This window comes from Streptomyces sp. WAC07094, assembly GCF_036320405.1.
Classification (GTDB): Bacteria; Actinomycetota; Actinomycetes; order Streptomycetales; family Streptomycetaceae; genus Streptomyces; species Streptomyces lannensis.
In genome coordinates this window covers 117,388-138,216 of record NZ_JAVMJZ010000001.1, presented here as the reverse complement: position 1 = coordinate 138,216, position 20,829 = coordinate 117,388, and the positions used below count along the sequence as shown (strand labels likewise).

The window sequence follows — 20,829 nt, the reverse complement described above, 5'->3', positions numbered from 1 at the left end:
TCGGCGCTTCGTTGCACGCCGGGGGAGAGGGGTTGTTGGGAGGCGGACGCGGAGTTCGGTGCGGCCGCCACCGAAAGTACGGCTGCTGCGACAAGCCCCCACTTGGAAACGGTATGCACCGTTACTCACCTCTGTCGTCGATTTTCCCAAACGAACGACTGCAAGTATTGATCTTGTCGAGGGGAAGTCAAAGATCAAACGTGCCGCGTTTCTCTTTTCCCCCGGTTGGCCGCAGTTGGCTGTTCTCGAATGCCGATGTTGCGTCAATCCGAACCCAGGCCTGCCCGTTGCAGCCGCCTCAAGGTTGTCTTTCGAGCGACCGATTGGTGCGGGGGATCTTCCCGGAATCAGAACGTGCCCGGCCCTGAACTGAGGGTGCCTGAACCTCGTTCCTTCTCGAACTGGCCGGGTTCGAGTTGCTGGACACGAGCGTTGTCCTACGTGTGGGGGCAGGTGCGTTCCCGCGCTGGCCCTCTGATGTGCTGGGCCGGGCGCCCCGCACCGGAATCGACGGTCGGTGCGGGGCGCGGCATCGGAGGTTGTGTCAGCCGACGCAGCTGGTGACGATGACGGGGCTGCCCGCGCAGTTGGTGGGAATGTTGCGCTGGATCTCCGACCGGTTCACCGTGAACTGCGTGTCGGTCCATACGCCGCCCGGTGCGACGGTCGAGGCGTTGTTGTTCACCTCACTCCGGTCGAGCGTCACCGTACCGCCGGGGTTGTAGATGCCGCCGGCTTGTGACGTGCCGGAGCCGTTCGCGCTGTTGCGGTCGACCGAGCTGTCCCGCAGCACCAGAGTGCCGGCGGGATTGTTGTAGATGCCGCCGCCCTGGCCGTTGGAGCCTCCTGCGACGTTGCCTGAGACCTCGGTCTTGATAAGCGTCATCGGGACCGCGTTCCAGATCCCGCCGCCCTGCGCACCTGTGGTGGTGTTGTCGATGATCTTGCTGTTGATGAACTGGACGGTGCCGCTTTCTGTGTCGATGCCACCGCCGTCCAAGCTGCTGGTGTTGTTCTTCAGGGTGGTATTGCGGAAGACCGCGGTACCGTCCTCGTGACCGATGGCCCCGCCAACTCCGGCGTTGTTGTGTGTGAATTGGACGCTGTCGGTGGTGACGGTGCCGTCCGACTGCAGACCTCCGCCCTCTCCCGCGTTGTTGAAGGTGAACTCGCTGCGGGTGATGTACGCCATGGCGCCGCCCACGACAAAGACGCCGCCTCCCTCGACGTCGGCCTGGTTGTTGTCGAGGGTGACCTTGTCGAGCTTCAGCTTGCCGGAGCTGTCGACGAGGATGCCTCCCCCCGCATCGGGCGCGTTGCCGCCGCGGATCGTGACGTCGTCGAGCCGTAGGTCACCGGTGGAGGTGACGTGGAAGATGCGGAAGGCACCGGCTGTCAGGCCGTCGCGGACGATCGTGGAGTCGCGGCCCTCGATGGTGAGCTGCCTGTCGATGGGGGGCAGTCCGTCGGCGCCGGCGTAGGCGGTGGTCAGGTGGTAGGTGCAGTGGCGGGCGAGGACGAGGGTGGATCCCGCGGGCGCCGTGGCGAGCGCGTTGATCAGGGCCGTGGTGTCGCACGGCACCGAAATGCCGGGGGCCGCGACGGCCGGTACCGTGCTCACACCGTTGACCACGATCGTGGCCAGGGCGGCGATGCCGGACAGGGTGGTGTATCGCATGGCTCTCCTTGAAGCGCAGGGAAGCCCGGAGCAGAGACAAATCCCTCGCCCATGTCCCGGACACTGGGAGCAAAGCCGCCCCCCGCGCCCCTTCCCGTGCACCGCAAGGCCTCCTCACCCACACACAGCAGCAGATTCGGTCAAGAGGCCGCATCATCGTCCAACCCGACTGTAGGACGATGACACTTTCCATCACCTCCAGCAGAGGTCCTGCGCAGGAGCCGACATCCACGAAGCCTTCCTCAAGCTCGCCTGCTGCCTGATGGCCCACCGACAAATGCTGTCCCTGACCTGACCGGCACCCGCCTGACGCCAATGGATGGGTCCGGCAGACTGACCGCATGAACCGCGACGACCCGGAATCCGCACTGGACCAGGACGACAGCACCTCTGCACGTGCAGCCCGGGCAGAACTCCAGGCGGGCGCGGCCTTCCAGTTCTTCGGGAGTCAAACCACCTCCTCCCGCCAACTCTGGGACATCTGGTCCCATCGACACGAGGTCATGCTCCACACCGGTGTCATACGTCGTCCCGGCCTGGCTGAAGCCGTCGACAGACTCCGTGCCGCAGGAACAGCCCGAATCTACCTGGCGACGATCACCGGCTCGCAGCGACGATTCATCGTCTTCCTCTCGGAAGATCTCACCCGCTGCGCCGCCCGCGTGTAGTGAGCCGCCTCATTGTGTTGGCCGGTCCTACGCTGTTCTCCGTTGCCGATGACGTTCAAAGGGCCGAGCGCGCCTCGCGGAAGGGTCCAGACGGTCCCGGATTCGGGTCGTGGTCCGGACATCTGTGGAAGGGTGAAGAAGATGGATCCCGACATCCGGACCAGGGACGCACTCGAAGAACACTGGCGGGCGTCGGAACGTGGGGACATCGAATCCGAGCATGCCATCTACGCCGAGGACGCGATCCTCGACTACCCCCAGTCAGGCGAACGATTTCGGGGCCGCGCGACGATCTCGGCGCAACGTGGTGGGCACCCCGCCGACCGGCATTTCACCGTCCACAGGATCGTAGGTTTCGGGGATCTGTGGGTCAGCGAGTGCGTCATCACGTACGACGGGGTGCCCACCTATTCGGTCAGCGTCATGGAATTCGCCCATGGGCAAGTCGTTCACGAGACTCAGTACTTCGCAGATGCCTTCGGTGCGCCCGACTGGCGCAGAGCGCTGGCTGAGCCGATGCCGGGCAGGAACATCGCCCGTGACTGACCCGGAACGGGGACTCGACTCGGCTGCGCGTATGGACTTGTTGGGCTCAAACCGCGTTTGAGATCTTTCGTGTCCTGGGATCCGGGCGATCGTTGGGCCCGATGTGACTGGTGGGGGCTGCCCGATCTGACGGACAGCCAGTGGGCTTTGGTGGAGCCGTTGCTGCCCGCCGCGCGCGTCGGGTCAAAGGGCGGACGGCGGGGAAAACATCCGCGGCGGCGGATCGTCGATGCGATCCTCCATGCCGTCGTCCGGCACGATCGGAGACCATGATCTGCTGGGCGATGATCGGCCTCATGGTCCGCCGGCTCACCCGCTTCCGTCCCGCCGCCCCGCCCGGCCCGAAACCATTGGTTCAGCTGAGGCCGCTCGAGGTGCTGTTCGAACGTGGCCAGTGGCACTGCCGGCCCAGCGGGAGGCGGGGATCGGCCCGGTCGCAGTGGCTCACCCGGTGGTTGGAGAAGAGGGTGAGTCGGCCGCTTCAGACCGAGCCGCGAGCCTGACTCTGGGAGGGCACGTCAGGTCGTGCTCCCGCCATCCCGTTCGGGGGATCCGTGCGGGTAGTCGGTGGGGAGCCATTCGCCGACGCTGAGCAGGCGGCTGCGGAGCAGGTCACTGTCGGGCTTCAGGAGGCGGCTCGGGGTTTGCTCGTCCAGGTCGAGCCAGGACCGCACCATGCGGTCGTCTTCGGGCTGGTTGAGGTTGGCTATGACGCAGGTCAGTGCGCCCTGCAGGACGTGAGTGCCGGCGGCGGGGGTCCACACCCCGAGAGTGACGGGGGCGAACAGGGCGACCCGGGTGATGATGTACCGGCTCTCCGGCACCGGGTCGTCCCAGTCGAGGTGGGTGTCCGCGAGGGGATACGGCCGGCCGGTGATCACCAGTCGCTCCAGCACGGTCCCGGGATCGTGCGCTTCGAGGGCGCACTGGGCCTGGCCGCACAGGAGCTCGAACGGGTTGCCGAGGAATCGGGCGAACAGGTCGAGGGGTTGGTATCTGCGGACGAATGCCGCGAAGTGGCCCTCACTGGCTATCCCGGGGACGCCGTCGGGGGTTTCGGCCATGGTGAGCGGGCTTGTCCTTCCGCCGTGCGAGGGTGGAGGCCACCTGTGAGTGCGGTGGGTCGGGGGCGGCCCTCGGCGACTCCGGCTGCGGTACCTTCTCACGCCTGATCATCATGGGCAACGCTGCCGGGACGGTACGGCTTGGCCCCCAGGACAGACTTCCGCGTGTGGTACACCGCGTGGCCGGCATCGCTGCAGATACCAAACGCGGTCTCAGCGGGACGTGGGGAAGCCCAAGTCCGGACCGGTCGCCGTCTCGGCCGGATCCGGCCAGCGGCTTGTGACGACCTTGCCCCGTGTGTAGAAGTGCACGGCTTCGCTGCCGTACATGCGGTGGTCGCCGAAGGCCGAGTCCTTCCAGCCGCCGAAGGAGTGGTAGCCCACAGGGACCGGCATCGGCACGTTCACACCCACCATGCCGACCTCGACTTCCAGCTGGAACCGCCGCGCCGCGCCGCCGTCGCGCGTGAAGATCGCGCCGGCATTGCCGTACGGGCTACCGTTGATGATCTCCATGGCCTGCTCATAGGTCTCCGCGCGGAGCACGCACAGGACGGGACCGAAGATCTCGTTGCGATAGGCGTCCGAGTCCGTGCGGACCCTGTCGAGGAGCGAAATTCCCATCCAGTGCCCGTTCTCCAGGCCCTCCACGGTGAAGTCCCTGCCGTCGAGCACGACTTCGGCCCCCTGGGCCGCGGCGCCGGCGACGTACTCCGCGACCTCGTCGCGGTGCTCCTTGGTGACCAGCGGGCCCATTTCGGACGTCGGGTCGTTGCCCGGCCCGATCTTGACCTGTGCGGCGCGTTCGGCGATCCGCGAGACCAGCGCGTCACCCGCCGAGCCGACCGCGACCACCACGGAGACGGCCATGCAGCGCTGACCGGCGGAGCCGTAGGCTGCGGACACGGCGGCCTCGGCCGCCGCGTCGAGGTCGGCGTCGGGCAGCACCAGCATGTGGTTCTTCGCGCCGCCGAGGGCCTGGACGCGCTTCCCACCGGCGGACGCCCTGCCGTAGACATGACGGGCGACCGGCGTGGAGCCCACGAACGACACGGCGGCGACGTCCGGATGGTCGAGCAGCGCGTCCACGGCGGACTTGTCGCCATGAAGGATGTTGAGCACACCGTGGGGCACGCCCGCCTCGGCCGCGAGTTCCGCGAGGAGCATGGACGCGGACGGCGCCTTCCCGCTCGGCTTGTGGACGAAGGTGTTCCCGCAGGCGATGGCCATGGGGAACATCCACATACTGATCATCGCGGGGAAGTTGAACGGCGAGATGCCGACGATCACACCGAGCGGCTGGCGGATGGACGCCACGTCGGTGCCGCTCGACACCTCGGTGGACGTGTCGCCCTTGAGCGCCGTGCCGAGCCCGCAGGCCAGTTCGACGATCTCCAGGCCGCGGGCCACCTCGGCGAGTGCGTCCGAGTGGATCTTGCCCTGCTCGGCGGTTATCAGCGCGGCGATGTCGTCACGGCGCGCGTCCAGCAGGGCCCGGTAGCGGAAGAGGATCGCGATCCGCCGGGCGAGCGGGGACGTGCTCCAGGTGGCGTAGGCCGTCTTTGCCGCGGCGACTGCGGCGTCGACCTCGTCCGCGCCGGCCAACGCCACGTGCGTGGTGACCTCTCCGGTGGCGGGATCGGTCACAGGGCCCCAGGCCCCGGTGGCGCCTGAAGCGTCTCCGAAGGGCTTGCCACCGATCCAGTGGGTGACGGTCTTCATCGCCGGAACTCCTCAAAAGATGGCGGCGGGCTGCGGGATTCGTGAAGTGGCTCGGACCGGAAGGGCGACCGGCGCAGTGAGCCACGGTCGAGTGCGACCACGCCGCGCGAGCGGGACTGCTGAGTTGGAATCTACGGTTCCAGGCTCGCCGCCGAGGCCCATGAGAGGCGCGGTGCCCGAAGTGCCCCTGACAGGTCCCGTACTGTCGTGGCACGGATCACTCGCATGCCCAACGCCGGCACCGTCGGCATGCGGGCGGGCACCTGATGGTCGGCCGGGCGGGACAATTCCTGCCGGGCCCAGGAGGCCGGCGGTCCTCCTGGGCTATTGCGACGTGCAATGCCGTACGGCGAGGGCATTGCCGCGCGGACGCCTGGTGAGCGTCAGCGGGGGCAGGTCAGCCGATGGTGATGACGATCTTGCCGGCGACGTCCCCGGCGGCCAGCGCGCGTTGTGCGTCGGCTGCGCGCTCCAGCGGATATGTGGCGCCGATCCGAACGTGCAGCCGGTCCGCCTCCGCGAGTTCCACGAGCGCGCTGAGGTCGGCGTTGTCCATACGGCAGAAGACCCGAAGGACATCCGTCAGGCCGGCGTCGGCGATCGACGCCACACGTGCGCCATGTGCCGCCGCCCGGGCCGCCGCGGTGAGCACGCCGTGGCCGTACGTGTCCAGGACCGCGTCCGCGCCGTTGGGGACGAGTTCGCGGACGTGGTCGCCGACACCGCATCCGTAGGTGACCGGCTCGGCTCCGAGCGCCCGCAGGTACTCGTGATCTCGCTCCGACGCGGTTCCGATGACTCGGGCACCTCGTGACAAGGCGATCTGGACGGCGAGGGAGCCGACGCCACCGGCCGCTCCGTGTACAAGCAGGGTTTCGCCCTGCTGGACGTTCAGGGCGTGTACAACGGCCTGATACGCGGTCAGACCCGCGAGTGGGAGACCGGATGCCTGCGTGAAACTCATGGTGCCGGGTTTGCGGACCAGAGTGCGCACATCCGCGGCGACGAATTCGGCGAGTCCGCCGTGAGTGCGCTGCACATCCCCCCTGATGTATCCGATGACCTCGCTGCCCGCCGAGAACTCCGGCGTCGCCGGCCCCGGGCGTTCCACCACGCCGGCGATGTCCCAGCCGGGGATGACGGGGAAGTACGTGTCGAGGGCGTCGTCGAGCGCTCCCGCCTGCAGGGCCAGGTCCGCGGGATTGAGCGCGGCGGCTTTCACCCGTACCAGGACCGTGTCGACGTGTGTCTTCGGTTCGGGCAGTTCGGCGGGCTCGAGAACTTCCGGACCGCCGTAACGGCGGTAGACCATCGCCTTCATCACGCACCCGGAACCGCGATCGGCATGTCCATGAGAACGTCGTGCCTCACGATCCTCCACTCGCCGCCGATGCGGCGCAGTACGGTCTCGTAGTAGCCGGACTCGATCGGCCGCACAGTGCCCTGGGCGCCGAAGACGCCCTCCGGCCAGCCGTCCGCGGGCCGGGCAGCGGCCTGCACGGAGAAGACGACGAACTGGGCGCTGATCCGGGCGTTGTCTCCGTCCACGTCGATGATGTGGTCGGCGGTGGTGTGATGGCTCGAGCCGCCCTCGGGGTGCGGCGCCATCAGGTTCTCCACCGCGTACTCCACGCCGGCCCCGCCGATCAAGGGGTCGCCGAACGGCTCGTAGGAGTCCCGTCCTGTCCTCACCTGGATCTGCACGACCGCGTCGTCGGTGAACAAGGCCCCTTGCGCCTTGCCGTCACGGCGGTCCGTAGCGCGGACGTATCGGGCCAGGACTTCTTGGATCTTGCGCTCGTCACTCACTCGTACTGCTCCTTCAGGGCTCATTTGCGGACCCGGTGGGGGGCTGTCGACGGGTCCGCCGCTGTGGAGCACCCATTTCGAACCGGTCGCGACGTCCAGTGGACCAGTCGTCGGCGTGACGAGCCATGATCGTTGTGAGATGCCGCGATACTCTGAAGGTATGGATCGGCTGGAGACCCGGGAGCTCGTCTATTTCGTAGCCGTGGCCGAGGAACTGCACTTCACCCGGGCCGCCGAGCGGCTGGGCATCGCGCAGCCGCCGCTGTCGCGGGCCATCTCGCGACTGGAGCGCCGGATGGGGGTCGCTCTTCTGCAGCGGACCAGTCGCCGGGTCGCCCTCACCTCGGCGGGTTCCGTCTTCCTGGAGGAATGCCGGCGTCTGCTGGAGGGGCTGGACGGTGCCGTACGTCGCACGCAGCAGGCGAGCCTTCCGCCACGGCTCGTCCTCGCGGTTCGACCGGGAACCGGCTCCGAGCTCCTTGCGCGGATGCTGCGTTCGTACCAGAGCGCAGAACTCGAGCTCGTTTTCACCCATGACGGGACCAAGGCTCTGCGCGACGGTTCGGCCGATGTCGCACTGCTGTGCATCGGCAGCGACGATCTCACGGAACTGCGGACCACCGTGGTCACGGAGGAGCGTCCGATGGCGTTGCTGCCGCGCGAACACGACCTGACGCGGCAGACGGCGGTGACGGTCGCGGACCTTCGCCGGGATCCGATGTATCAGGATCCCTGCCCGCCGATGGGGCTGGACGAAATCCTCGACAGGGTCACCCTCGGACGTCTGATCACCGTCGTGGGTTCCGGTGTCGGCGAGCGGCTGACGCCCGGAGTGAGGGCCGTCCCGGTGACGGATCTGCCCGGCACAACCCTGGCTCTGGGCCGGCTGAAGGACGCCACGCGGCCGGAGGTCACCGCCTTCGTCCGGGCCGCGCAGAGCGTCATGGCCGGCCATGCGCGGGGCCCGGCAGCGACAGCCTGATCCGCGCGAGGCGGCCGAGGGCGTGCTCGGGCATGAGCACCGACCATCGTTTCGCGTGGCCATGCGTTCACTGTGACCGGCAGGCGGCACTCATGTGAGGCTGCGGGGTTGCCGCGGGTGTTCCCGGTGCAGCCCCCGTCGGAGTACGGCCCCGGTCGAAATCGGGAGTGTGCCGTACTGCCCATCGAGGGCTCTGTTCGGCCGCGGCGCAGGGCGCGCACGGCTTGCCGTACGTCACCCATCCGGGCCCGTTGACCACTGTCCGTACCGTGCCCTCTGCGCGGTGGCGCCGCGACGCCCCGGATCTCCGTCGAGGTCACCCTCGCGACGCCGTGCGACCCCCGGCTGGACTGCATGCCGAGCACTCATTCGGACTATATGGTGATGAAATGCACTAATTATCCCGCGGCGGTCGAATGAACTCACCGTTTCCGCCCTCAGGAGGGGCGTGAGTCATATGTGGCCCGTCCGGAGGAGGACGCGATGAGAGACGTGGCGAGCGAACGGGACGTGGACAGCCGCTCCACTGTCAACGAGCGGGTCGTGACGCTCGATGTGAACGGACGGACTTACACCCTGCGTCTGGACACCCGAGTGACCCTGCTTGACGCCCTCCGGGACCGACTGGGTCTGGTCGGCACCAAGAAGGGGTGCGACCAGGGCGCCTGCGGTGCGTGCACGGTCCATCTCGACGGCAGACGAGTGCTGTCGTGTCTGACTCTCGCCGCCCAGGCCGAGGGCCGGGAGATCACCACCATCGAGGGACTGACCGGCGCCGACGGGCCGCACCCGGTGCAGCGGGCGTTCATGGAGCACGACGGCTTCCAGTGCGGCTTCTGCACCCCGGGACAGATCATGTCCGCGGTGGCGCTGATGGCCGAGGGCCGGGCCGGTTCCGACGAGGAGATCCGGGAGTACATGAGCGGCAACATCTGCCGCTGTGGCGCGTACCCCAACATCGTGGCCGCGATACGCGCGGTGGCGTCCGGGGGAGGTCACGATGCGCACCTTTGACTACGTTCGGGCCACCGACACTCAGGAAGCGGTGCGGCTGCTGGCCGACGACCCGGCGGCCTCCTGCCTCGCGGGCGGCACGACGCAACTGGATCTGATGAAGGACGGGATCCTTGAGCCACCGCGGCTGATCGACATCACCCGGCTTCCGCTGCACGGCATCGAGCGGCGCGGTGAGTCCCTCCATGTGGGGGCTCTGGCCACCATGGAGGAACTCGCGGCCGAGCCGACCGTGGCCGAGCGGTTGCCCGTGGTGCGCGAATCCCTGCTGCTGGGGGCATCGGTGCAGTTGCGGAACATGGCCACCATCGGCGGCAATCTGCTGCAGCGCACCCGCTGCCGCTACTTCCGCGACCCCGGCGTCGCCGAGTGCAACAAGCGTTCCCCGGGCTCGGGCTGTGCGGCCGTGATGGGTGCGGCGCGCATGCACGCCGTGCTGGGCGTGAGCGAGCGGTGCATCGCACTGCACGCCTCCGACCTCGCCGTCGCCCTGGTGTCGCTGGACGCGCTCGTGCACATCCAGGGGCCGACACAGCGGCGCACCGTGCCCCTGACCGAGTTCTACATCACCGCCGCCGAAAGCCCCGAGCACGAGAACGTCCTGGACCACGCAGAGCTGATCACGGAGGTGGAGATCCCGCTGCCGCCACCGACCGCGCGCTCGGGCTACCTGAAGGTCCGTGACCGGGTTTCGTACGAGTTCGCCCTCACCTCCGCCGCGGTACTGCTCGTGATCGACGGCGGCACGATCCGTCAGGCCCGGGTGGGACTCGGTGGAGTGGGGTCCAAGCCCTGGCGTGCCTATGAAGCCGAGCACGTGCTGACCGGCGCGCCGGTCACGACGGCCACCTTCCTGGACGCGGCCGAGGCGACCATGCGCGACGCCTGGACGGTGCCGGGCACCGAGTTCAAAGTGCCGCTCGCCCGGCGCACGTTGGTGCGCGAGCTGCAGACAGTGTCAGGAGTGACCTCATGAGCACGGTCGAGAGCAGGCCGCTGATCGGCGAAGGCATCAGCAGGGTCGACGGCCCGCGCAAGGTCACGGGCGCAGCACCGTACCCGATGGACTTCAGCGTTCCCGGTCAGGCCTACGGCACCCTGGTGCAGAGCACCATCGCCGCCGGCCGGATCGTCCGTATGCACACCGACGAGGCCGCACACTCCCCGGGCGTGGTCACCGTACTCACCCACGAGAACGCCTTGGAGGTCGGGATGGGCCCGGCATCGGTGCTCGGCGCCTCGCCGCCCGCCCCGCTGCGCAACGACCGGATCGTCCACCACGGCCAGCACATCGCCTTCGTGGTGGCCGAGACACCTGAGCAGGCCACTGCCGCGGCACGGCTGGTGCGCGCCGACTACGAGGCCGCGGAGCCCCTGCTCGACCTGCAGGACCCACGGGCCGAGCACCTGCACGACCCGTGGGGGATGGACCACTCGCGCGGCAACGCCGCCGCCGCGCTGGAGAGCGCCGAAGTAACCTTGCACAACACGTACTTGACGGCGGACAACACCAACAACCCGCTCGGGTTGTTCGCCACTTTGGCCGTGTGGGACGGCGACACCCTCACCGTCCACGACACAAGCCAGTGGCCGTCGATGGTGCGCACCACCCTGGCCATGGCCTTCGGCATCCCGGAGAGTTCGGTGCGGGTCCTGGTGCCTTATGTGGGCGGCGGCTTCGGAGCCGGTCTGCGCGCATGGCCGCATGTCATCCTCACCGCCATGGCCGCCCGGATGACCAAGCGTCCGGTGAAACTGGTGCTCACCCGGCCGCAGATGTTCACCTCCATCGGGCACCGCCCGAGCGGAGTGCAGTGGCTCAGCGTGGGCATCAGGCGCGACGGCGAACTGGTCGCTCTCGACCACCGCAGTCTCAGCTCGCTGAGCATGGAGGACAACGACTTCGAGCCGTTCTCGTCCGGAACCGCCTTCGCCTACCAGTGCCCGAACGTCATCACCCGGGACGAACAGGCCAAGCTCAACATCGCCGTTCCCACGTCGATGCGCGCCCCGGCCGAAGCTCAGGGCAACTTCGCACTGGAGTCGGCGCTCGACGAACTGTCCTACACCCTGGGCATCGATCCGGTGGAGTTGCGGGTGCGCAACCACACCGACGTCGATCCCCGTAACGGGCTGCCCTGGTCGGGCAAGGCGATCCTGGAGTGCTACGAGATCGGCGCGCGACGCTTCGGCTGGTCCGACCGGAACCCCGAACCGCGGTCCATGCGTGACGGCAACTGGCTCGTCGGATACGGCATGGCGAGCGCGATGTTCCCGTACTTCGCGCAGCCCTGCATGGCCGAGGCGACCGTCAACCGGGACGGCAGTGCCTTCGTGCGCAGTGCGGCGACCGACATCGGCACCGGCACATACACGGTGATGGCGCAGCTGTCCGCCGAGGAACTGGGCCTGCCCCTGGAGAAGGTGCGCTTCGACCTCGGCGACTCGGACATGCCCAACTCGATGATGGCGGGAGGCTCCGGCCTGACCGGCGCCCTCGGCAACGCGGTCCACGACGCCTGCCGACGACTCGTGCGCTCGTTCGTGGAACTCGTACGCAACGACGCCGACTCGCCCCTGATGGGGATTTCCCCGCACGAGGTGGAGTGCAGCGGCGGCCGGGTCCACCTCATGGGCTGTCCTGACCGTGGGGAGTCGTACGTCGACATTCTCGCCCGGCACGGGATGCCTCAGCTGTCGGCGACCGGTAGCAGCACGCCTCCGGACGCCACGGAGATCGGCATGTCCCTCGCCGGGGCCTACGGTGCGAAGTTCGTGGAGGTGCGCGTCGACCCCGACCTCGGTCTTGTCCGTGTCGCCCGGGTGGTCTCGGCGATCGACGGCGGGCGCATCCTCAACGAGAAGACGGCCAGGAGCCAGATCATCGGCGGCACGGTGGGCGGGATCGGCATGGCTCTGCTGGAGGACACCGTGACCGACCCGCGGACCGGGCGCATCGCCAACGGCACCTTCGCGGACTACCTCGTGGCGGTGAACGCCGATGTGCCGGAGTTGGACGTGGTGTTCGTCGGTGAACCCGACCGCGGTACGCCGACGGGCACCAAGGGCGTGGGCGAGGTGGGCCTGGTCGGCATCGCACCCGCGATCACCAACGCCGTCTACCACGCGACCGGAAAGCGGATCCGTTCGCTGCCGATCACCCTCGACACCCTCCTTTGAGTCGCGTGGTTCCAGTCGAGTGGTTCCAACAGCCCTCAGAGCGGCCCAATAGCCGTCAGAGTGAACGGAAGGGCGCGGCCGACGTGTGGCCCGGCGGATGTCAGTCCGGCGGACCGGGCATGTGGGCCGCGCGTCGCACGGCACGGCGGATCGACTCGTAGCCGGTGCAACGGCACAAGTTGGATGTGAGCAGCTCACGGAGTCGATCCGGATCGTCGGCGACCGCCGGATCCTCTTCCAGGGCGGCCGCGGCAAGCATGAGGAAGCCGGGGGTGCAGAAGCCGCACTGCAGCGCGTGTTCCACGGTGAAGGCCGACTGCAGGGGGTGCGGGGTGCCGTCGGGTGCAGAGAGGCCCTCCACCGTGCGTACGGTCCGGCCGTCGCACTGAACGGCGAACATCAGGCAGCTGCGTACGGCGCTGTCGTCCACCTGTACCGTGCAGGCTCCGCACACGCCGTGCTCACAGCCGAGGTGGGTACCGGTCAGGCCGCAGTCCTCGCGCAGCGCGTCGGCCAGGGTCCGGCGGGGCTCCACCTCCAGACGGAACTTCTCGCCGTTGACAGTCAGGGAGATCCTCATGGCCGCTCCATGTCCTCGCTGATGTCCTGGCGCGCCTTCAGCAGAGCGCGCTCGGCCAGCACCGTTGCCGCATGGCGCCGGTAGGCGCTTCCCGAGTGCGGGTCGGGCGGGGGATCGGTGACACCGGCCGCTGCCGCCGTCGCCGCCTCGGCGATCAACGAGTCGGTGGGTGGCCGTCCGACCAGACGATGTTCGGCATCGCGGGCCCGGACGGGCTGCGGGGCGATGCCGGCCATGCCGAGCCGTACGTCGACGACGATGCCGTCCTCGACGGACAGGGCGGTGGCGGCGGACAGGTGGGCGAAGCTCGCGGCGGTGCGCCGGAGTTCCACGAACGCCGTTCCCGTTGTCGGTCGCAGCAGCGGGAAGCGGGCCTCCTCCAGCAGTTCTCCCGGCCGAAGTGCGGTGGTGAAGGGGCCGATGAGGAAGCTTTCGGCGTCCAGGGTGCGGGTGCCGTCGACGCTCGCGAGTACAAGTTCGGCGCCCAGGGTGACGGCCAGGGTCGGCCATTCCCCGGTGGGGTGGGCGTACGCCAGGCTGCCGAGCAGGGTGCCGCGGCAGCGGACCGGCGGATGGGCGATGAAGTGCGCGGTGCGAGCGAGGAGCCGGCCCAGGGGTCCGCTCTCCACCGGCTGCTCGAAGGCGCGATGGCGCACGAGAGCGCCCACGCGCAGCCACCCTCCGTCCTCTTCGGCACGGTCCACTTCGAGTCGGTCGAAGTCGGCGATGTTGTTGATGTCGACCAGTCGGCGCGGGCGTGCGGCGCGCTGGTTCATCTCGAGCACCAGACTCTGACCGCCTGCCAGTACACGCGTCCCGTCCGGCGCGACGGCCAGTGCCTCCAGCGCCTCCTGCCGGGTGGCGGGCGCGACATAGTCGAACGGCGCTGGTTTCACCGGCCCGCCTCCCAGCACACCCGAGGGGTCAGCGGCATCGCCAGGGCTGTCGGGTCGATCCGCAGGGCGTCGGCGACCGCGTTCACGACCGCCGGGGGCGTGCCGATGCAGCCGGCCTCCCCCGCGCCCTTGGCGCCCAGCAGCGTGTTGGGATTGGGAGTGCAGGTCTCGTCCATGGCCACCTCCGGCATCTCCGAAAGGGTCGGCAGCAGATAGTCCAGGAGGGAGACGGCCCGGGGCACACCCTCCTCGTCGTGGACATCCGCTTCGTACAGTGCCTGACCCAGTCCCTGTGCGATCGATCCGTAGGTCTGCCCGCGTACGACGAGCGGATTGACGACGGTGCCGTAGTCGTCGACCGCGACCAGCCGTACAACGTGCACTGTGCCGAGTTCCGGGTCCACCTCGACCACCGCGACATAGGCGCCGAAGGGGAACGCCTGTGGCGGCTCCGCCCTGGCTTCGGCGCGCAGTGGACCGTCCGCCGCGAGTTCCGCGAGGGTGAAGGTGCTGCCGTTGGCCCGGACGGCGCCCCGTTCGAAGGACGCCGTGTCGACGCGCACTCCGGCGCGGGCGGCCGCCCGCACCCGAGCCTCGCCCACCAGGTCGCGCGCGGCCCGTAGGAGAGCCTCGCCGCCGCTCTGCATCGAGCGGGAGGCGAACGATCCCACCCCGTCCGGTACGACTGCCGTGTCCGCTTCGATCAGGCGGACCCTCCTGCGGTCCACCCCGAGTTCGTTTGCCACCACCTGGGCGAACGTCGTGGCATGCCCCTGCCCGGTCGAGCAGCACCCGGACGTCGCCGTGAAGGAGCCGTCCACGTGCGCCTCGACGGCCCCGTACTCGCCTCCCGCACCGGAACGCTCGACGTACGTGCAGATGCCCAGTCCGAGCGGAGTTCCGCCGTGCGCACGCCGGCCGGCCTGTTCCGAGCGCCAGTCCGCGTAGCCGGCGGTACGGAGCGCCAGGTCCAGGGCGGCCGCGTAGTCGCCGCTGTCGTACCGGAACCCGGTGGGTGTGTCGAAGGGGAAGGCCTCCGGCCGGACGAAGTTGAGACGGCGCAGCTGAGCGGGGTCCATGCCGAGGCGGCGGGCCATCAGGTCGACGGTGCACTCGACCGCGTAGGCGGCCTCGGGCCGGCCCGCTCCCCGATAGGGACACAGCGGGGGAGTCGTGGTCACCACGGCTCGCGCCCGTACGCACACCTGAGGAATCGCGTAGGTACCCGCGGCCATCCTCCCCGTGACCTCCGGGAGGAACGAACCGGTGTGCGGATAGCCGCCGACGGCGGCGTCGGTCCGCATCTCCAGGGCGAGGAGGTGGCCCCCGGCGTCCGAGGCCAGCCGCACCCACTGGCTCTGGCCGCGACCACGCGGCCCCGCCGTGAGCGCCTCCTTCCGGTCCTCCACCCACCGCACCGGGCGATCCAGGCGCAGCGCCGCCAAGGCCACGGCCAGGTACTCCGGCCAGGTCTCGCTCTTGCCGCCGAACGCCCCGCCGACATCCGGCACCACCACGCGGACCTTGTCCGCTGCGAGGCCGAGGGCGTCGGCCAGGTCACCACGCAAGCGGTGCGGCGCCTGGTGGGAGCACCAGACGGTGATGCCTCCGCCGGTGTCGGGCCTGACCAGGATGGCGCGGGCCTCCATGGAGGTGTGGCACAGCAGCGGGTACCGGTACGTCGCCTCGACGACGACTGCGGCACGCTCCCACACACCCGGGTCGATCGGGTCGCCGAGATTCGTCTCCCTGGCCACGTTCGACCGTCCCGGGTACAGCAGGACCTCGTCCCGGGCGGCGACCTGCGGGTCGAGCACGGCAGGCAGCGGGTCGAGGGTCACTCGGGCCGCATCGCGACCGTCCTCGGCCAGGTACCTGTCCTCGGCGACGACGACGGCCACCGCTTCACCGGAATACCTGACCCGGTCGACGGCAAGGGCGGGCCAGGGACGGCCGCCGTCGACATCCGGCTCCATCAACACCGGCACGAGGGGGATCTCCTCGAGATCACCCGCCCACCAGGCTCCCAGCACACCGGGTACCTGCCGTGACGCGGCCAGGTCCACCGCCCGGAGCCGGCCGTGCGCCGTGTCACTGCGTACGAACGCGGCTTCCGTACACCCCGGCACCCGCAGATCGGCCACGAAGCATCCGCGCCCCGAAACCAGGGGGCCGTCCTCGACGCGTGTCACCGATCCGTCCGGAGTACCCGGTTCGGCCATGACTCCTCCCAGCCCGATCGATGCGGCGCCGAACCCTGCGAGTACCGCCTGGCGCGGCGGTCATGCGCGAGCGGACGGACCGTCTGTCCGATCACGGGATCGAGGGGTGCGAGGAAGAGCGGCGAGGTGGCCGCGTCGGTGCTGGTGAATGCCGGGCCCGGACGACACGCTCGGCCTCGCCCGGATCGGCTCCTCTACGGCCGGAAACCGGCGATCGCGAGTTCCATCAGACGGTCGGCCTGGGCGGCGCCGACGGGATTGTCGGGGGTCCGCCACAGACAACTCAGAAGCATGATGACGTCGGTCGGGTCGAGGCCGGGGCGTACCTCCCCGGCGCGTTCACATGCGTCGAGGAGCCGGCCGACCGCGGCGGTGACGGAAGCGGACGTCGCCCCCACGACCTCCTGCGCCGCGGCGGTGTGCAGTGCCTCGCCGAGGCCGTGCTTGAGGCGCACATAGGCGGCGAGGGTGATGAACCACTGCCGCAGTGCGTCCAGCGGGGGACGGCCGGCGAGGACGTCCGGTACGGAGTCGACGAGTCGGTCCACGTCGCGGCGGTAGACCTCCAGGATCAGCGCCTCGCGGGTGGGGAAGTGGCGATAGAGCGTGCCCGGGCCGACGCCTGCGCGCTTGGCGATCGAGTTGAGCGAGGCGTCCGCGGACTCGGCGAGCGCGTCGTGGGCGACCTGGAGGATCGCCTCGCGGTTCTTCAGCGCGTCCGAGCGCTGCGGCGCGGCGTCGGGCATGGGTCCTCCTGGCGTACGGGCGATCGACCGGTTGCGAAGCGGAGAGGTCTCCGCTAATGTCACCGGGGTCAAGCGGAGAGGTCTCCGCTTATCGTTCTCCCCCATTGTAGGAGCCATCCCGTGCGTTACATCAAGCTGGGCCGTACCGGCCTGGACGTCTCCCCGGTCGCCATCGGCGCCATGACCTACGGCGAGCCCGACCGCGGCCACCCTGTCTGGTCCCTGGACGAGGAGGCCAGCCGCCCGCTGATCCGGCACGCCCTGGAGGCCGGGATCAACTTCTTCGACACCGCCAACCTGTACTCCTACGGCTCCAGCGAGGAGATCCTCGGTCGCGCTCTGAAGGACTACGCACGCCGCGACGAGGTCGTCATCACCACCAAGGTGCGCCACACCATGCGCCCCGGTCCCAACGGCGGCGGCCTGTCCCGCAAGGCGATCATGACGGAGATCGACGAGAGTCTGCGCCGCCTCGGCACCGACCACGTCGACGTCTACATGATCCACCGTCTCGACAACGAGACCCCGCTGGAGGAAACCCTGGAGGCGCTGCACGACGTGGTGAAGTCCGGTAAGGCCCGTTACCTCGGCGCCTCCTCCATGCATGCCTGGGAGTTTGCCAGGGTCCTCCATCTGCAGGAGCGCCATGGCTGGGCCCGGTTCGTCACCATGCAGGACCACTACAACCTGCTCGCCCGCGAGGAGGAACGCGAGATGCTTCCGCTCTGCGCCGACGAGGGTGTCGCCACGATGGTGTGGAGCCCGCTCGCGCGCGGTCGCCTCGCCCGCGCCGCCGACCAGGCGAACGCCACCGAGCGCGCCGCCACCGACGGCGCCTACGCCGACATGCTCTACAGCAAGGCCACCGCCGACAGCGACCGCGCCATCCTCGACGAGGTCGGCGTGATCGCGGAGGCCCACGGCGTCACCCGCGCCCAGGTCGCCCTCGCCTGGCTGCGCAGCAATCCCGTCGTCGCCGCACCCATCGTCGGCGCACGCACGATCCAGCAGATCGACGACGCCGTCGCCTCCCTCGACCTGGAGTTGACCGGCGACGAGGCCCGCCGCCTGGAAGCGCCCTACACCCCCCGTTACGACCTCCAGGGCATCTCCGACGCACGCGAACTCGAGCGCATCAAGGCGAGCATCCCCGGCTACGCCAACCAGTGACACGCAGTCGAAGCGGTGGAGGGCCGAGCGGCCCTACGGCACCTTGATGCCGCATCGGCGCCTGGTCCGCGACCGTCACCTCCCGCCCTCCACCGCCTCGCGCATCTACCGGGCGATGGCCCGCGGAGTCGGATGGGGGATCAGGGCGGCGCGCAGATCGTTGTCGGTGATCTGGTCGATCGGCCCGTCGAGTGTCCAGTGGCGGACCCGGCCGTCCATGCGCCGCGCGGAGATGCTGGTCTCCTGTCGGTGGTGGCCCGGTGTGGTCCAGTTGAGTTGACGGATGACGACGGCGGTGTCGTCGTCGAGTCGGAGCAGGGTGCGCACGGCGTCCCTGAGTCCGCGCAGGTGTGAGTCCGGCGCGGCGGTTGCGTGGCGTGGTTCCAGGGGCATGGGGGTTGTTCCTTCGTTCACGTGCTGGAGGGCGCCTGCGGCGCGGACCACGCCGCCGGCGCGGGATTGGTTGCCGCGAACACTCCTGCTCTGTCGTGTCCTCAGGGCGGATCCCCGATGGGGAGCGGCTTCTCGGTGGTGGTGGATCAGCTGGATGGTGTGCGGGTGGCGGGAGGGCGCCATTCGTGTGTTCTGGCGGGCGGTCCGGCAGCTCGCTGGTGTGCGATCAGGGTCGCCTGCCAGACCGCGAGGAGCAGCAATGTGGCCGTTTCCGCCAGGAGGCTCAGCAGCGCCTGCGGGGCGGGCTGGAGACCGTGTTCGGTGAATCCGAACAAGCCCACGGTGCGGGAGGCGACGAAGCCCACGAGCGCACCGGCCGCGACGCCGGCCGCGCCCACCCTCACCGCCAGTGGCGGTGTTCCGATCAGCAGCAGGACGGCGAAGGCGAAGGAGACGCTTGCCTGGAACAGGAACAGGAGCCCGATGACGGGGAGGGAGCGGTACTCCTCCCCCCAGAGCTGGGCGTGGATGTACCCGCTCACGGCGAGGGTGGCGGAGGTCGCCCACCGCAGGGTGCAGATGAGGATTCTGCGAGTGTTCACGCGAGCCTCCGGTCTATGACGGCCAGTTCTCGGTCGCCCTGGTGGTAGCCGACAGTGCGGATGCCGAGCGCGTCCTTGAGCTGTCGGGCGGGGACGACCTGGGGGGTGGGGGCGGGGGCCCGGCCTGGTTCGGGCAGCGGGTAGGCGGTGGTGGTGGCCGAGTGGAAGGTGATGTTGCCCTCCGCTTTGGTGAACAGCTGGTGGACGTGTCCGTTGAGGCAGGTGACCGAGGCGAATCGGCGCAGCAGTGCGATCACCTTCAAAGCGTCGTCCGTGCTCCAGCCCCACCGCGGATACATGGCGAAGAGCGGGATATGACTGAAGACCACGACGGGAGTGTCCGACGACAGCCCGGAAAGATCCCTGCGGACGAATTCGATCTGGTCGTTGCCCAGGTGACCGAGCTTTTCCAGGCTCAGGGTGTTGACCAGGGCGATGAAGTGCACACCGTGGGTGTCGAAGCTGTACCAGCCGTCTCCGAGCGTGCCGCCTGCGAACATCCGGCGGTAGGCGCGGCCGGCGTCGCCGATGGAGTCGTGCTCGCCCGGTACGGTGAAGACGCGATCTGTCCGCAGACTGGTCATCATCTGCCTGACCTGGTCGAACTGCCCCGCCGTTGACAGGTGGGTCAGGTCTCCGCTGTGCATGACGAAGTCCGGCCGGAACCCCAGGGAGTTGACCTGGTTGATCGCTTCGGCGAAGGAACCCGTCACATCCGTGTTCGCCGGGCCCTGGAAGCCGATGTGGCTGTCGGAGATCTGCACGAATCGCAGGGTGCCACTGGCTGGTGCGGCGCCTGCGGCGGTCCCGGCCGTGGCACTCCTGGGGCCCGCCATGTGGCTGATCACCTCGCCGCTGGCCACGGTGAGGACCACGGCGCCCCCGAACCATCCGGCGTGCCGCATGAGTTGTCGTCGGGACATGCCCTGTGCCGACGTGGACCTCTCATGGGTTTCGTCGCTGTTGCGGTCCTCGGCCATCAGGTCACCTCCACGATTGCGGTCATGAACGGATGGATGGTGCAGAGGTAGGCGTAGGTCCCTGGCTTGGTGAACGTGTAGCTGTAGGTTGCGTGGGTGGTCAGGGCGGCCGAATGCAGCGGGCCACCCGATCCGGCGCTGGTCACGGTGTGGGGGTCGGTGTCCTGATTGGTCCAGGTCACCGTCGTACCGGCTGTGACTTTCAGCTTGGCCGGGGAGAACGTGAAGTTCTTGATCGCCACCGCGTCTCCGGTGGCGGGCGCTTTTGCGTCAGGGGAACTCGGAGGCATGCTCATGTGAGGCATCGCCGGGACGCTGGAAGCGGTGCCCGCCTTGTTGCCCGTTTCGCCGTCACCGGCCGTCCCGGCCGTTTGGCTCTGGCCCGGGCCTGGGGTGATGTCGCCGGCGTGGGAGGAGGGGTGCGGCGACTGGCCGCACGCGCTCAAGAGCCCCAGGGTGCCGAGTGCGGCGACCGCCAGTGCGGCTGCAACGCGTGTCCGGCGGCGTGATGGACGGAAGTTCAGGTGCATGGTGCTGGTTCCTTGTGGATGGGGCAGCAGAGACGGGGCCACGTGCC

General features: G+C 69.0%; 20 protein-coding genes and 1 pseudogene. 8 read left to right on the top strand and 13 right to left on the bottom strand.

All coding sequences use genetic code 11. The features are described from left to right. Positions 1–544: 544 nt before the first annotated feature. Positions 545–1,678, bottom strand: a complete 1,134-nt coding sequence (locus RCR19_RS00670) for a hypothetical protein (RefSeq protein WP_331263203.1) — start codon at positions 1,676–1,678, stop codon at positions 545–547. Positions 1,679–2,019: 341 nt separating this feature from the next. Between RCR19_RS00670 and RCR19_RS00665 the strand changes: the two genes are divergently transcribed. The 3 genes and pseudogenes from RCR19_RS00665 to RCR19_RS00655 all read left to right on the top strand — a co-directional run. Then, entirely contained in the window at positions 2,020–2,346 is a 327-nt protein-coding gene (locus tag RCR19_RS00665; protein ID WP_331263202.1) for a hypothetical protein, read from the top strand. 141 nt (positions 2,347–2,487) lie between these two features. Then, positions 2,488–2,892: a nuclear transport factor 2 family protein gene (locus RCR19_RS00660; RefSeq protein ID WP_331263201.1), complete on the top strand. Its 405-nt coding sequence runs from the start codon at positions 2,488–2,490 to the stop codon at positions 2,890–2,892. A 69-nt stretch (positions 2,893–2,961) separates the two neighbouring features. Further along, positions 2,962–3,135 (top strand): annotated as a pseudogene (locus RCR19_RS00655) (transposase); the annotation flags it as partial. Positions 3,136–3,410: 275 nt separating this feature from the next. On the opposite strand, the gene RCR19_RS00650 reads toward RCR19_RS00655, so the two are convergent. The 4 genes from RCR19_RS00650 to RCR19_RS00635 form a co-directional block, all read right to left on the bottom strand. After that, positions 3,411–3,956 carry a hypothetical protein gene (locus RCR19_RS00650; protein WP_331263200.1) on the bottom strand — a complete coding sequence of 182 codons (546 nt, stop codon included), beginning with the start codon at positions 3,954–3,956 and terminating at the stop codon, positions 3,411–3,413. 213 nt (positions 3,957–4,169) lie between these two features. Then, entirely contained in the window at positions 4,170–5,678 is a 1,509-nt protein-coding gene (locus RCR19_RS00645; protein ID WP_331263199.1) for a CoA-acylating methylmalonate-semialdehyde dehydrogenase, read from the bottom strand. A 397-nt stretch (positions 5,679–6,075) separates the two neighbouring features. Then, complete coding sequence (locus tag RCR19_RS00640) at positions 6,076–6,999, bottom strand: NADP-dependent oxidoreductase (protein WP_331263198.1); 924 nt, start codon at positions 6,997–6,999, stop codon at positions 6,076–6,078. After that, positions 6,999–7,487, bottom strand: coding sequence for a nuclear transport factor 2 family protein (locus RCR19_RS00635; protein WP_331263197.1), 489 nt, complete (start codon positions 7,485–7,487; stop codon positions 6,999–7,001). Before RCR19_RS00635 ends, RCR19_RS00640 begins: the two co-directional genes overlap by 1 nt. A 160-nt stretch (positions 7,488–7,647) precedes the next feature. On the opposite strand from RCR19_RS00635, the gene RCR19_RS00630 reads away from it, so the two are divergent. From RCR19_RS00630 to RCR19_RS00615, 4 genes are all read left to right on the top strand, one after another. Continuing rightward, the gene (locus tag RCR19_RS00630; protein ID WP_331263196.1) at positions 7,648–8,469 is read left to right on the top strand and encodes a LysR family transcriptional regulator; all 822 of its coding nucleotides are present in this window, start codon (positions 7,648–7,650) and stop codon (positions 8,467–8,469) included. A gap of 483 nt (positions 8,470–8,952) precedes the next feature. Then, positions 8,953–9,483, top strand: a complete 531-nt coding sequence (locus RCR19_RS00625; protein ID WP_059132974.1) for a (2Fe-2S)-binding protein — start codon at positions 8,953–8,955, stop codon at positions 9,481–9,483. Next, positions 9,470–10,459 carry a xanthine dehydrogenase family protein subunit M gene (locus RCR19_RS00620; protein ID WP_331263195.1) on the top strand — a complete coding sequence of 330 codons (990 nt, stop codon included), beginning with the start codon at positions 9,470–9,472 and terminating at the stop codon, positions 10,457–10,459. Before RCR19_RS00625 ends, RCR19_RS00620 begins: the two co-directional genes overlap by 14 nt. Further along, on the top strand, positions 10,456–12,663 hold the full coding sequence (locus tag RCR19_RS00615) for a xanthine dehydrogenase family protein molybdopterin-binding subunit (protein ID WP_331263194.1): 2,208 nt from the start codon (positions 10,456–10,458) through the stop codon (positions 12,661–12,663). Before RCR19_RS00620 ends, RCR19_RS00615 begins: the two co-directional genes overlap by 4 nt. Positions 12,664–12,763: 100 nt before the next feature. On the opposite strand, the gene RCR19_RS00610 is transcribed toward RCR19_RS00615, so the two are convergent. The 4 genes from RCR19_RS00610 to RCR19_RS00595 all read right to left on the bottom strand — a co-directional run bounded on the left by RCR19_RS00610 (position 12,764) and on the right by RCR19_RS00595 (position 17,107). After that, positions 12,764–13,243, bottom strand: a complete 480-nt coding sequence (locus RCR19_RS00610) for a (2Fe-2S)-binding protein (protein WP_331263193.1) — start codon at positions 13,241–13,243, stop codon at positions 12,764–12,766. Continuing rightward, positions 13,240–14,139: an FAD binding domain-containing protein gene (locus RCR19_RS00605; RefSeq protein WP_331263192.1), complete on the bottom strand. Its 900-nt coding sequence runs from the start codon at positions 14,137–14,139 to the stop codon at positions 13,240–13,242. Before RCR19_RS00605 ends, RCR19_RS00610 begins: the two co-directional genes overlap by 4 nt. After that, the gene (locus RCR19_RS00600; protein ID WP_331263191.1) at positions 14,136–16,361 is read right to left on the bottom strand and encodes a xanthine dehydrogenase family protein molybdopterin-binding subunit; all 2,226 of its coding nucleotides are present in this window, start codon (positions 16,359–16,361) and stop codon (positions 14,136–14,138) included. The genes RCR19_RS00605 and RCR19_RS00600 overlap by 4 nt, the downstream gene beginning before the upstream one ends. A 194-nt stretch (positions 16,362–16,555) precedes the next feature. Then, positions 16,556–17,107, bottom strand: coding sequence for a TetR/AcrR family transcriptional regulator (locus RCR19_RS00595; RefSeq protein WP_331263190.1), 552 nt, complete (start codon positions 17,105–17,107; stop codon positions 16,556–16,558). A 120-nt stretch (positions 17,108–17,227) separates the two neighbouring features. Here RCR19_RS00595 and RCR19_RS00590 point away from each other — a divergent pair, with 120 nt between their 5' ends. Further along, a complete protein-coding gene (locus RCR19_RS00590; protein WP_331263189.1) occupies positions 17,228–18,277 on the top strand; it encodes an aldo/keto reductase in 1,050 nt (349 codons plus the stop codon). Between the two features lie 105 nt (positions 18,278–18,382). On the opposite strand, the gene RCR19_RS00585 is transcribed toward RCR19_RS00590, so the two are convergent. The 4 genes from RCR19_RS00585 to RCR19_RS00570 form a co-directional block, all read right to left on the bottom strand. Further along, the gene (locus RCR19_RS00585) at positions 18,383–18,670 is read right to left on the bottom strand and encodes a hypothetical protein (protein ID WP_331263188.1); all 288 of its coding nucleotides are present in this window, start codon (positions 18,668–18,670) and stop codon (positions 18,383–18,385) included. A gap of 146 nt (positions 18,671–18,816) precedes the next feature. Further along, positions 18,817–19,272: a hypothetical protein gene (locus tag RCR19_RS00580; protein WP_331263187.1), complete on the bottom strand. Its 456-nt coding sequence runs from the start codon at positions 19,270–19,272 to the stop codon at positions 18,817–18,819. Then, complete coding sequence (locus RCR19_RS00575; protein WP_331263186.1) at positions 19,269–20,252, bottom strand: metallophosphoesterase; 984 nt, start codon at positions 20,250–20,252, stop codon at positions 19,269–19,271. Before RCR19_RS00575 ends, RCR19_RS00580 begins: the two co-directional genes overlap by 4 nt. After that, the gene (locus tag RCR19_RS00570) at positions 20,252–20,782 is read right to left on the bottom strand and encodes a plastocyanin/azurin family copper-binding protein (RefSeq protein ID WP_331263185.1); all 531 of its coding nucleotides are present in this window, start codon (positions 20,780–20,782) and stop codon (positions 20,252–20,254) included. The genes RCR19_RS00575 and RCR19_RS00570 overlap by 1 nt, the downstream gene beginning before the upstream one ends. Positions 20,783–20,829: the final 47 nt, after the last annotated feature.